Below are 11858 nucleotides of genomic sequence, written 5' to 3' on the forward strand. Positions count from 1 at the left end.
GCGCGTTATGCGGTGGCGTCGTCTCCGGCCGGTAGGAGTCCGGCGAGATCGGTTCGTGAGCTGACGCCGAGCTTGGGGAAGATCCGGTGCAGGTGGGTGCTGACGGTGCGGTGCGACAGGTACAGCCGCTGCCCGATCTCGCGATTGGTCAGGCCCTGAGCCGCCAAGCGCGCGATGCTCAGCTCGTGCGGGGTGAGTTGCTCGCGGGCGTCCGGGCTCCGGTTGGGGCTCGATTCGCCGGCGCCGCGCAGTTCGAGGCGCGCGCGTTCGCTCCAGGCGGCGAACCCGAGAGCGTCGAATGTCTCTCTGGCCGTGCGCAAATGGGTCCGGGATTCGACAACCCGGCGTTGCCGCCGCAGCCATTCACCGTAGGAAAGGTGCAGTCGCGCGCGTTCGGCAGGCCAGCCGCTCAGGTCCGCCGCCAGCGCACCGGTGAAATGCTCTTCGGCGGTTTCGGTCGCGAGCAGGGCCTGTGCGTAGCGCAATCCGATGTGCAGGGCGGGCGCGGGTGTGGACGCAGCCGCGGGTTCCAGTTCGCGCAGCAGCTCCCGCAGGGCGTCGGCCTGCCCGGCCCGGATCGCGGCATCGGTGAGTTCGGCAAGAAAATACGCGCGCAGGGCCGGCGAGTGCGACGGATCGCCGGGGTCGTGCATCCGGCGGAGATCGGCGAAGGCGTCGTCGAACCGTCCCTCACCGAGGGCTGCGATCCCGCGAGCGAGCTGGACGGTGGCCAGTACCGGCCGTGCGCCCGAGGCCCGGCCGATCCGTTCGGCGTCCGCGCCGAGGGCAGCGGCGTGCGGATAATCCCCGTGCAGTGCGGCGATCTCGGCTTGCACGGCGACGGCCAGTCCGTGCATGAAGGGTTGCCCGGTCTCGCGGGCGAAGGTCGCGGCTTCGGCCGCGACGGGCGCCGCGGTGGCGAGGTCGCCGAGCCTGGTCAGGCTCCAGGCCCGCACCGTGAGCGCGCGTGGCAGCAGTCCCAGTTTGCCCGCGGCGCGCAGGCCGGGTGCGGCCGCGGTGGAGAAGTGGGCGGCGAGGTCGAAGGCGCCGACCTGGAGGGCCGCGCTGCCCAGGAAACGATCGGTCTCGGGGTCGCGGCCGAGGCCGGAGGCCAGTGCGCGCAGGTGGTGGTGAACGCGTTCGCCGCGTTCGAAGGGGGCCACATACGCGGCGACGGCGACCAATCGCGGGTCGTCCTCGGGGATGGGGAGTTCGTCGGCGACGGCGAGGAGCGCGCGACGGGTGGCGAGGCCGGGTTCGGACCAGAAGCACCGCATGGCCGCACCCCACAGAATCCGCATCGCCGCGTCGGCGTGGCCTTCGGCGGCGACGGCTGCTGCCAGCGCCGCCAACTCGGCGATGCGCGAGGGATGTTCGCGTACTCCGTCGTCGAATCCGCTGAGCAACCAGGATGCGGTGGCGTGGTGGCGGGGTGTCATAGGGAGTGCGCGTGCGGCGTGGACGAGTCGTTCGGCGGTGGCGCGGCGGCCGGAGTCGACGGCGAGTTCGGCCGCGCGCAGCAGACGGTCCGCTTGCCGGTCGGGGTGGCCGGTCAGGGCGGCAGCCCGCTCCAGCGCCGCGATCGCGCCGGTGCGGTGGCGGGCGCGTTCGGCGACGTCTTCGAGTGCGAGGGCGACCTGTTCGTCCGGACCCACCGTGGCCGCGGCGCGCTGCCAGGCGCGCCGGTCCGGCCGTTCGATCATGTCGGCGAGCGCGTGGTGCGCGCGCCGGCGTTCGTCGGCCGTCGCCGTGGCGGCGATGGCCGATCGCATCAGCGGGTGCCGGAAGGTCATCGTGGCGGTGCCGAGTTCGATCAGCCGGGCCTCGACCGCGGGCGTGAGAATTTCGGGCTCGGCCGTGGATCCGAGCAGAATGCTTGTGGCGCTGAGCATTTCCGTGATGGAGTCGCTGTCGTTGAGCGCGGCGACGAGTAACGCGGATCGGGTCGGCGCGGGGAGTGCCGCGCCGCGCGCGGTGAAAGCGCGTTCGAGCCGTTCGGTCAGCGGCAGGGCCGGGGCGGGTTCCTCGAGGTCACCGGCCACCGTGGGTAGCTCGGTGAGCGCGAGCGGGTTGCCGTGGGCCGCGGCCAGCAGCCGCCGACGGGTCGGCACGGACAGCTCGGGTGCGGCGTGGTCGAGCAGTGCCGCCGCATGATCGTCGGGCAACGGCCCGAGTGGCGTGAGAGTCAGTTCCGCGTCGGCGAGCGGTGAGTGGTAGCCGTCGCGGAGCGTGGCGATCATGGCGATCGGTTCGCTGTCGATGCGGCGGGCGACGAAGGCGAGGACCTCGACGCCGGCGTGATCCAGCCAGTGCACGTCTTCGGCGACGATCAGCAGCGGCCGCTCGCCCGCCGCGTCGGCCAGCAGCGTCAGCGCGGCGAGCCCGACCAGGTAGGTGCTCGGCTCCGCGTTGGAGTCCGACAGGCCCAATGCGGTTGTCAGCGCCTCGTATTGACGTGGGGGCAAGGCGTCGAACCCGTGGCGCAGCGGGTACAGCAGGCGGTGCAATCCGGCGTAGGCGTAGTTCTGTTCGGCTTCGACGCCCGCGGTCCGCAGCACCCGCAGCCCCGCGATGGCCGCGGCGGCGACCGTCTCGTCCACGAGCGCCGACTTTCCGATGCCGGCCTCCCCTCGGAGGAGGATACCGCTGCGTTCGGCGGGACCGTCGACGAGTGCGCGCAGGTCCTTCAGCTCGGTGTCTCGGCCGAACAGCGGCATGACGCGGCACTCCTTCTCCGGGTCGCCCGCCGGATGCGGGCCTTGCCGAGACCCTACCCACGCGGGTGAACCCGAGCCGCGAAGCGGATGGTGCCATGTGGTGGCCGGGATGACTCGCCTGCGGTGGTCGATCACCCCGTACAGCTACGGTGAGGTCCGTAGCCAATCGGTGAGCGCTGTGAAGTCGGTATCGAGCAGACCCAGAACGCCGTCGACAAGATGCAGCAGGGCGCGGCCGTGGTGGTTGCCGCAGACCCAGGCCGAATCCTGCTCCCTGATCTCGTCATCGATCCAGATGAACGAGCGTCCGGCGGCCGAGGTGACCACAGCTCTGGTCTTCCAGTGCAACTCGTCGTCGAAATAGTCGCCGCCGGGATAGTCGGGCAACGCCACCACCGGCAACTGCGGCAGACCGAGGATCGGCGCGAGCACGCGGTTGGCGTCCTCGCCCCAGCCGGTGGCCCACCTCAGCTCACAGTCCAGTGCAATCAGTCGGTCGCCGAGGCGTCGGGTCAGCCCGGACAGGAGCGGATTCGATGGCTGCTGCCATGCCGACCAGTCCACCTCGCTCACCTTTGGAACGGCGGTGCCGTAGGGGAGCAATGTCCCATCGACGTCCAAGAACAACAACGGTCGAGTCGAACCACCGGCCACGGCGACAATTCTGCGTACCGCAGCGGCGTGGCGGCAACAGGTCGGGGGCAACTCCCGGCAGTTGCTCGAAACTGCCGCATCGGCTGTGCTGACATTCGAGTGAATCCTTTGGTGATGTCCGGCCCTCTCATATGTGTGCCGGCAACCCGGTCGGCGCGAATCGAGGAGGTTGTCGTGATCATTGCCGCCATCGCAGTGGTGACCGTGCTGGTGGGCTGGTGCAGCGTTACCGTGCTCCGCCGCTGGAGCCGCTCGCGTGACTGACCACACCTGGCCGGACGAGCGTTTGATCGCCGCGGCGCGCGAAGGCGACTCCGCGGCGATCGCCGCACTGGTATCCGGCTCGTACCCGCATGTGCGCCGGTTCGCTCACACATTGTGCGCCTCCGCCGAAGACGCGGAGGACGCCGCACAAGAAGCGCTGATCATCCTCTATCGCAAGATCGGGACGTTGCGGGCCTCCGGTGCGCTGGCGTCGTGGATGTTCCGCATCGTCCGTAACGAGTGCGTACGGCAGTGGCGCATGGTGACAAGGCAATTCGAGCCGATGCCCGATTCCTTCGTGGCCTCGGCCGAGGACGAGGCCGTGCAGCGACTCGAGGCCGCCCGAGTGGCGGCGGTGATCGCTGCGCTGCCCGCCGACCAGCGGCGGGTGCTGATCATGCGAGACGTTCAGGGGTACAGCGGCCGGATGGTCGCGGGCATGCTCGGCTTGAGTGTGGCGGCGATGAAGTCACGGCTGCACCGTGCCCGGGCAACGGTGCAGCACCAGCTGCGGAATACACCGCACCCAACTCCGGAAAGGAGCGGACAGAATGACTGACGAGCAGAACTTCGCCAGCGCCTCGGTGCCTCGGCATCTGGTACGCGGCGTCGTGGGATTCGGCGCGCTGATCGGCGCGATCGCGTTGCTGCCGGCATTCGGGATGTTCGGCTTGCTGCTGGCACCGGTGGGTCTGCTCGCACTGCGCGGGTGCCCGACCTGCTGGGCGATCGGGCTGATGCAAACCATCTCGCGCGGCAGGCTGCAACGTTCGTGCGTCGACGGTCGGTGTCGCCTGACCGGTGCAGAGCACCTGCGGCCCGGACACGGCGCGCGGGCAACTGATCATGTGGTGACAGCAGTCGGCGGCAATGTGCGACGAGCGTCACACTCAGAAGATGGCGCCGTCATGTAACGCTGGGCGCTGCTGTGACGAATAACAGTCGGGTACAGATGTTTTGGTCACCACTGGGGGTGGCCGGTACCCGCTGTCGGATACGCGCTGCCGCCGGACCAAGCACTTTCCCCCTGCCCGGCGGCAGCGCCCGCTGGTTCGAGTCGTCACATCCCGTTTCCTGAGCCGGGCCGGGCTGGCTTCGGCGGCTACCGACCTCCGACGGGCCGTGGACGGTTGTCAGTGGTGCGGCTGGTGGGTGGTGGCTCTGAACAGCACGCGATCCAAGGATTCTCGTAGCGCTTCCATGCCTCGAGGTGCGCCGATCTCGGGGAGTTCCTCGACCACCGCGGCCGCGATGTCGCGGAGTTTGATGTTGGTGTCCTGGGAGGCGGTTCGCAGGACCTCGAAGGCGTGGTCGGCGTCGACGCTGTAGACCAGCATCACCGCACCCTTCGCCTGCTCGATCACCTGTCGCGCGGCGGCGACCACTGCCTCATCGACCCCGTCAGGCGGCATGTTTCCCACTCCCGGCATCTACCCCGTCTTCCGGCATCGAAACGGCCCCGGTGCGCCGGTGAATCGGGTAGCGCACCCCGCCCTTGCGATGCTCCGGCGGCGGTGGCACCCTGATCGCGTCTTCGAGCCCCGCTATACCGCGAAGGCTGGACCGTTGTCCCGCTGCCCGACCCCATGACCGCTGCCTTCAGTGCGCGCCGAGCGTATCGAGGATCATCGGACGCGCCGTCGCGAGCGCTTGCTGCCAGTAGGGCCAGGTATGCGTTCCATCGATGATGTCGATGCGGGCGGTGATGCCGAGTTCCGCGAGCCGATCGCGGAACATCTGGGCGGAAGTGATCGTCATCGTCTCGAGCCCCATCGCGTTGACGGTGTTCCCGAATCCGAACGGCACATCGAGCGGGCCGGGCAGGCCGTTGCCGCTCGAGACGTAGATCGGCAGTCCGCGCAGCAATTCCGCCTGTTCGGTGGCGTCGTTGCGGCTCCAGGCGGGGTCCCCGGCCGGACCCCACATGTCGTCGACGTTGAAGTTGCCCTCATCCCACATGGCGGCGCGCATCGCTTCGCTCCAGAGCGGGAATGTCGGGTGCAGGAATCCGGAGAAGGATCCGGCGAACTTGAACTGATTGCGGTGGTAGGCGGCCAGCGTCAGCGCGGCGTTGCCGCCCATGGAGGCGCCGACGATGGCGTTGTTGGTGCGCGACACGCCGTATCCCTGCAAATAGGCAGGCAGTTCCTTGGTGAGGAAGGTTTCCCACTTGTACGTCGCCGCTTGACCGTTGGTGCTACTGGATCGGTACCAGTCGGTGTAGAAGCTCGAGTGGCCACCGACCGGGAACACCACTGTGACGTTGTCGTCCGCGAACTGGCGCAGGGCGTCGGTATCGGTCGTCCACTGACTGTGATCGGCGGGGGCACGCAGACCGTCGAGCACATAGAGCGCCGCGCTCCCGCCGCGGGCCGCCCACTGGACCTGGACTTTGATCGGCCCCATGCTGGATGGCACGGATAGCTCCGTGTATCCGCCCACCGGCGCGCGCGCTATCGGTGCGTGGATCGGCGCGGCTGTAGCCACGGTCGCCCCGATCGATGACATGAGCACGGCTGTCGCCATGACAGCGCCGGTCTTTCTCAGCCGACCACGAACAACCCGCTGCTTCCCAGATCGCTCTGCCGAGCCCACCCGCATCCCTCCTCTTTCTTCCGGTTCGATGACCGAAGGATTCCGATTCGTTCGTCGTCGAGAGCATGTCGTTCCCTCCGCGTTCGCGGCCCACCGTGCTCGGGATCGGGAAGATCATCCTAGGTCGCGCCGCAGCGGCTCCGGAGCGCCGAACTTGTCAGGTCTGGGAAAACCGGTCCTGACGACTTGTCCGGGTGACGGGGGTGGCCTGCCTGCTCCGGGCCGCTGCGGACCAGGTCGAGGGATGCGGATCACCGGCCGGGAACCAGCGCTGTACGTACATTTGCCAGATGGTAGCTGGAATGTCCGCTTCGCGGCCCGGCCTGCGGCACCGATCAGGTATGCGGCGTGTCAGCGGCCGATCTCGGTCGGGTCGCCTCATCCAGGGAATCTATCCCGCCGTCGACCACGGTCACCGCCGACGAGGACCTGCTCGGCCGCGTCTACGCGGTCGACGTCAAAGCGCCGTTCTTCCTCGCCCGGGTCATCGCATCGCGGATGCGCAACTCTCGATCCAACCCCTCGTGAGATCGAATCGTTCGGCGAATTCCGACATTCGGTCGTGCTGTTCATCGGCCGTCCCCGGGACCAGGTTGACGACGATCCGCGTCACTCCTCGATCTTCGAGTTGCCGGACCTGTTCGACCGACAGATCGGCCGAGCCCCAGCGGGTGTACTCGAGAGCGGCCGGGTCACGGCCCGCTTCGGCGGCCGCCTTGCGTGCCAGTTCGATTTGCAGATCACGCTCGGTGTCGTCGAGCATGCCACCCGCGAAGTAGCCGTCGCCCCGTCGACCGGCGCGGCGTGCGGCAGCTCGGCTTGACCCGCCCACATGGATCGGAAGCTCGGTTGTCCCCAGTGGTTTGGGGTAGCTGCAGAGCTTGTCGAAGGCGTAGAACTCACCGTGATAGTCGACGCCCTCGGGGCCGCCCGACCACAGCAGCCGCAGCACGTCGATCGCCTCGTCGGCGCGGCGACCGCGGGTGTGGAAGTCCACTCCCATCGCCCGCGCCTCGCCCGGCAGGGCGCCGAGTCCGACGGTGAGCAGCCGCATGCGTCCTGCGGACAAGACGTCGATGGTGGCCAAGCGTTTGGCCAGCACCACCGGGTGGCGGTAGGGCAGCAACAGGACACCGGTGCCCAGCAGCAGCCGTCGCGTGGCCGCGGCGACGAAGCTCAGACAATCGAGCGGATCGAAGTAGGGCGATTCCGGCGGCAGTTCTCCGGCCCCGTAAGACGCACCGGGATACAGCGCGATGTGATCCTGTAGATACAGCGCCTCGAATCCGCACCTCTCGGCATGCTGGGCAAACGTGACGAGCCGGTCGGGATCGGTTCCGTTGAACGGCGTGCTGTAACTGATCGCGAATTTCACAGACAATCCTTTGCGCGCGCGTCGGCGCGGATCTATCGGTAGAGACCTTCGGACGGAGAGCGGAGCGGTTGCATGCGGTCGCACCCTGGTACCGGCGACCTCCGCACCACCCCGGCGTCGCAACGGTAAACCTTGCCGCCGATGTCAAGGCAAGTCCCGGTGCGGTGGCATCGTCGTCGCCGATGCAGACCGAGCCATCGTGAAGCCCGTCGTCCGGGCGCCGCTCGAACGATCCGGTCGCAGTCGAAGACGGAACCTCGGGCCGGAACCGCCGATCCCCTCGCCGGTGACCAACGTGGTCAGGCCTCTCTGCGGTACGCGCCCTCACATGACGTGCTCGCCTCGCCGCATATCACCTGGCGCGGCCGCCTTTCGCGGTCATGCGCAGACCCCAGATCTCCAAGGTCGCCGCAACGCCCAAGTACTGCACGTAGGCGGCGATCACCAGCCATGCGCCGTAGTCGTGCAACCATGCCCGCAACGGCAGCAGCGCCACGAGGCCCAGGCAGATCATCAGGGCGCCCAGGACCAGCGCCGGGATTCTCAGCGGCGCGAGTTGCTCGTCGAAGCCGCGTGCGGACCGCGCCGGGTCCGCGGTGGCGCCGCGGCTCGATCGGGCGGCAGGGGGGCCGCCGCTACCGGCCGCATCGAATGGGCTGGGCATGGACGCTGGGATAGCCATAACGTTCTCCGGGCCGACGCTCCGATCGACCGAGGTAGCGATTCGGTATGGAACAGGACGCTCGATCGCCGTCACCGGCGGCCGAGTCGTCGCGTGAGGCGGGCACTACAGCCGCTCTACGACGTTCATGAGGCTAACTATCGGTTACCGACAGTGTGGCGGTAATGCCAGAACGAGAAAAGGCCTGTTTTTTCTTACGACCAGGAGTGGTCGCGCGTGATCGAATCGTGACATGGCTTCGAAAAGGGGGCGTGAGCGTGGGGGAAGCTTCGTCCCGGCCTGCGGGCGTGCCGGCTATCTGGCAGCCCTCGGACCCCACGACGGTTACCGAACCGATATCCGGCGCGGGGAGGCACCGGCCGGATCGGGCCGGATTTCGGACGGGGGCGGAGCGTACGGCCCCGGGCATGGGCCACGCCGCACCCCGATCAGCCTGTCGCGGCTGACGGGGCGACCGCGAGCGTCTCGGCATGTTCCTCTGTGTCACGTCGAGGCCGTGTGATAGGACGCAATCAGCGCGCGGATGGCCGCGTCCATTGCGTCCACGGCCCAGTGCCGCAGCAGGTGTGCCGGAGCTGTGGCGGTACGGGTCGCAGGAGCGGCGTGCCGGCGCGCCGTTCAGATCCGTGGGCCTCGGAGAGAAACGCCGGTGCCGAGCAAGGTGAAGCCGGTGCCGCTCAGCAGGTGCTCGTCGAGCAGGTTGCGGGTGTCCACGACGACGGGCCGGTCGACGACGGTCGCGAATTTCGCCCAGTCGAGCGAACGGAGCTCGGGCCACTCGGTGAGGATTACGAGCGCACCGGCGTCCTTGGCCACCAGATACGGGTCGTCCACCACCCGAACGCCGTCGAGGCCTGGGGTGCCCGCCGGGACACACGGATCGTAGGCGGTGACCGTGGCGTCGTGCCTCGCGAGCTGCCGTGCGATCGCGAGGGCGGGGGAGTCGCGCAGGTCTCCCGTCCCGGCTTTGAACGCGAGGCCGAGCACGCCGATCCGCGTCCCCGACAGCGAGCCGTCGACCGCGCCGGTGACCGCGCGGCGGATCTTACGCAGCACCATCGCCTGCTGACGGTCGTTGGCGCGCAGGGCATCACGCACCATGGCGAAATCCACCCCGGATGCCTCCGCGGCCCGCAGGAGCGCGTGCGTGTCCTTGGGCAGGCACGATCCGCCCCAACCGGGGCCCGGCGCGAGGAAGGCCGGACCGATCCGGTCGTCCATTCCCATCGCGTCGGTGACCTTCGTGATGTCGGCGCCGACCCGTTCGCACAGCTCGGCCAAGGTGTTCACGAACGAGAGTTTGACCGCGAGGAAGGCGTTGCTGGCGTACTTGGCCAGTTCCGCGCTGGCCGGGTCCGATCGCAGCACCGGCGCGCCCGTTGCGGCGTACAGTGCCGCGACGCGGTCGGCCGCTTCCCGGTCGTCGTCGGCCGCACCGACGAGGACGCGGCCGGGGCGCAGGAAGTCCTCGACCGCGTGGCCCTCCCGGAGGAATTCGGGGTTGCTGACGACCGGCGTGCCCGCGAGACCGGGCCGGTCGGGGATCCGCGCGGCCGTCCCCACCGGGACGGTGGACTTGGTGACCAGCACGCAGTCCGGCGACAGGACGGTGGACAACGTCTCGAGCGCCTCCTCGATCACACCCAGGTCGGCCGTTCCGCTGGTCCCCATCGGCGTGGGCAGGCACAGCAGAACCACTTCGCATCGGTGCAACTCGCCGGGGTTCGGCGTGAAGACGAGTCGGTTCTCCGAAAGTCCTTCCCGGACCATTTCCGGCAAGCCCGGCTCGGCGATAGAGACGGTGCCCGCGCGAAGTTCCGCGATTTTGGCCCGGTCGTTGTCGACACAGACCACATGGTGTCCCCAATGGGCGAGGCAGGCGGCACTGGTGAGCCCCACGTAACCGGCACCCACCACACCGACGCGACTACCCATGGCGCACCTTCTCGCCGAGCAGCCCGGCCGCGGCGGTGAGCACATGCTCGGGTCGCAGCATGAGCAGCCCGGGATCCGGATGGTCGGAATGCGGATCGCCCACGGCCCCGGCCCACAGCGGCACATGGTGTTTCGCGTCGGCGGGCGGTCCCCAGCGGTGCGGCGGCGTGGGGCCGAACAGCAGCACCGACGGGGTGCCGAAGGCGGTGGCGAGATGCCCTACGCCGGTGTCGCCGCACACGACCAGCGCCGCGCCGGCCACCAGCGCGGCGAGTTGGGCGAGGCCGGTGCGTCCCGCGTACACCGCCGAGGGTGGTAGTCCGGCTTGTTCGGCGACGGCGTTCGCCAACGGGATCTCGCCGCACGTACCGGTGATCACCACGCGGTGGCCGTCGGCGCCGAGTTCCCGTGCCACTCGGGCGAAGCGTTCGGACGGCCAGCGACGTGCGGGATAGGCCGCGCCGGGATGCAGCACGACCACGTTCGACTCGGGGGCGGGCTCCGGTGGCACGGGTAGCAGCAGGGCGGTGGGATCGGCGTCGATGCGTCCGAATCGCAGCAGCCGGCACCAGCGATCCACCTCGTGCATGTCGTCGTGCCACTCGGGGCCGGGGAGATCGGGGAAATCCGGATGGTGGTGGGTCAGCACAGTGCCGGGACGTGCCGCCAGGAGGTCCCGAATGCTCTCCGGCCCACTGCCGTGCAAATTCACCGCCAGCTTCGGCGCCGCGCCGTCCCATCGGAGCGCACCCGGTCCCGCGGTCGGCAGCAGGTCGTCCACCGCGTCGATGAGACCGACCAGATCGCGGAGCGCTTCCGGCGCGGCCAGTACCACCCGGTCGTCCGGGTAGGCCTTTCTCAGCCCGCGCAGGGCGGGCACGATGGTGAGCAGGTCACCGAGCCCGAGTGCGCGGAGCACGAGAATGGAGTGGCTCAGGGCCACGATCCCTCTTCCGAGGCGCACACGACCATCTCCCTGACCTCGCAGCCCGGCGGCTGACGCAGCGCGAAGATCACCGCGTCGGCGACGTCCCGGGGCCGGTTGAGTTTCGCGTCGGGCGGCGGCTTGTACTGCTCGTCGCGGTCGTCGAAGAACGCGGTGTGCATTCCGCCCGGGATCAGCAAGGTCACCCCGACGCTGCCTGCTGTTTCGGCGGCGAGCGCCCGGGTGAAGCCGACGACACCGAATTTCGAGGCGCAATAAGCGGTCGCGTCACCGACGGCCTTGATTCCCAGGGTGGAAGCGCAGGTCACCACCGTGCCCTGGCTCTCCCGCAGGGACGGAAGGGCGGCGCGGATGACGGCGGCGGTGCCGAGCAGGTTGACCTGGACCACGTACTCCCACTTCTTCGTGGGCACCTTGTCCAGGGGCCCGCACGCGTCGATTCCCGCGGCGGTGAACACGCCGTCGATCCGGCCACCGGCGCGTTCGATGAGTTCGCGCACGGCTTGTTCGGCGGCGAAGGTGTCGGCGAGATCGGCACACACGAAGTCGACGGGGGTCTCCGGCTCCACCCGGTCGATCACATAGGGGCGGCCCCCGTTCTCGCGGACGGCGGCGGTGACCGCCGCGCCGAGCCCGGAAGCGCCACCGGTGATCAAGACATTGCCGAGGGTTCGCATCGCGCTCCTTACG

12 protein-coding genes are annotated in these 11858 nt (G+C 69.0%); 3 read left to right on the plus strand and 9 right to left on the minus strand.

From position 1 onward, the window contains the following. Nucleotides 1-5: 5 nt before the first annotated feature. Both ABZ420_RS07715 and ABZ420_RS07720 read right to left on the minus strand, forming a co-directional pair. Nucleotides 6-2717 (minus strand): AAA family ATPase, encoded by a 2712-nt coding sequence (locus ABZ420_RS07715; protein WP_357118437.1) that lies wholly within the window; start codon nt 2715-2717, stop codon nt 6-8. A gap of 144 nt (nt 2718-2861) precedes the next feature. After that, a complete protein-coding gene (locus ABZ420_RS07720) occupies nt 2862-3371 on the minus strand; it encodes a hypothetical protein (RefSeq protein WP_357118439.1) in 510 nt (169 codons plus the stop codon). Between the two features lie 256 nt (nt 3372-3627). On the opposite strand from ABZ420_RS07720, the gene ABZ420_RS07725 reads away from it, so the two are divergent. Then, nucleotides 3628-4194, plus strand: coding sequence for an RNA polymerase sigma factor (locus ABZ420_RS07725; protein WP_357118442.1), 567 nt, complete (start codon nt 3628-3630; stop codon nt 4192-4194). Next, the gene (locus ABZ420_RS07730) at nt 4187-4549 is read left to right on the plus strand and encodes a hypothetical protein (protein WP_357118445.1); all 363 of its coding nucleotides are present in this window, start codon (nt 4187-4189) and stop codon (nt 4547-4549) included. Before ABZ420_RS07725 ends, ABZ420_RS07730 begins: the two co-directional genes overlap by 8 nt. A 219-nt stretch (nt 4550-4768) precedes the next feature. Here the strand turns inward: ABZ420_RS07730 and ABZ420_RS07735 are convergent, their stop codons facing one another. Both ABZ420_RS07735 and ABZ420_RS07740 read right to left on the minus strand, forming a co-directional pair. Continuing rightward, a complete protein-coding gene (locus tag ABZ420_RS07735; protein WP_357118449.1) occupies nt 4769-5047 on the minus strand; it encodes an ANTAR domain-containing protein in 279 nt (92 codons plus the stop codon). Between the two features lie 187 nt (nt 5048-5234). Next, the gene (locus ABZ420_RS07740; protein ID WP_357118452.1) at nt 5235-6161 is read right to left on the minus strand and encodes an alpha/beta hydrolase family protein; all 927 of its coding nucleotides are present in this window, start codon (nt 6159-6161) and stop codon (nt 5235-5237) included. 417 nt (nt 6162-6578) lie between these two features. Between ABZ420_RS07740 and ABZ420_RS07745 the strand changes: the two genes are divergently transcribed. Beyond that, nucleotides 6579-6758: a hypothetical protein gene (locus ABZ420_RS07745; RefSeq protein ID WP_357118455.1), complete on the plus strand. Its 180-nt coding sequence runs from the start codon at nt 6579-6581 to the stop codon at nt 6756-6758. Here ABZ420_RS07745 and ABZ420_RS07750 read toward each other — a convergent pair. From ABZ420_RS07750 to ABZ420_RS07770, 5 genes are all read right to left on the minus strand, one after another. Next, entirely contained in the window at nt 6715-7605 is an 891-nt protein-coding gene (locus ABZ420_RS07750; RefSeq protein ID WP_357118458.1) for a TIGR03619 family F420-dependent LLM class oxidoreductase, read from the minus strand. The genes ABZ420_RS07745 and ABZ420_RS07750 overlap by 44 nt on opposite strands. A gap of 352 nt (nt 7606-7957) precedes the next feature. Beyond that, a complete protein-coding gene (locus ABZ420_RS07755; RefSeq protein WP_357118461.1) occupies nt 7958-8269 on the minus strand; it encodes a hypothetical protein in 312 nt (103 codons plus the stop codon). A 636-nt stretch (nt 8270-8905) separates the two neighbouring features. Further along, nucleotides 8906-10222 carry a UDP-glucose/GDP-mannose dehydrogenase family protein gene (locus tag ABZ420_RS07760; protein WP_357118464.1) on the minus strand — a complete coding sequence of 439 codons (1317 nt, stop codon included), beginning with the start codon at nt 10220-10222 and terminating at the stop codon, nt 8906-8908. Next, a complete protein-coding gene (locus ABZ420_RS07765; protein WP_357118468.1) occupies nt 10215-11165 on the minus strand; it encodes a glycosyltransferase family 9 protein in 951 nt (316 codons plus the stop codon). Before ABZ420_RS07765 ends, ABZ420_RS07760 begins: the two co-directional genes overlap by 8 nt. Beyond that, nucleotides 11156-11845 carry an SDR family oxidoreductase gene (locus ABZ420_RS07770; RefSeq protein ID WP_357118471.1) on the minus strand — a complete coding sequence of 230 codons (690 nt, stop codon included), beginning with the start codon at nt 11843-11845 and terminating at the stop codon, nt 11156-11158. Before ABZ420_RS07770 ends, ABZ420_RS07765 begins: the two co-directional genes overlap by 10 nt. Nucleotides 11846-11858 lie beyond the last annotated feature (13 nt).

Source organism: Nocardia sp. NPDC005745 (genome assembly GCF_040630775.1).
In the GTDB taxonomy this organism is placed as follows: Bacteria; Actinomycetota; Actinomycetes; order Mycobacteriales; family Mycobacteriaceae; genus Nocardia.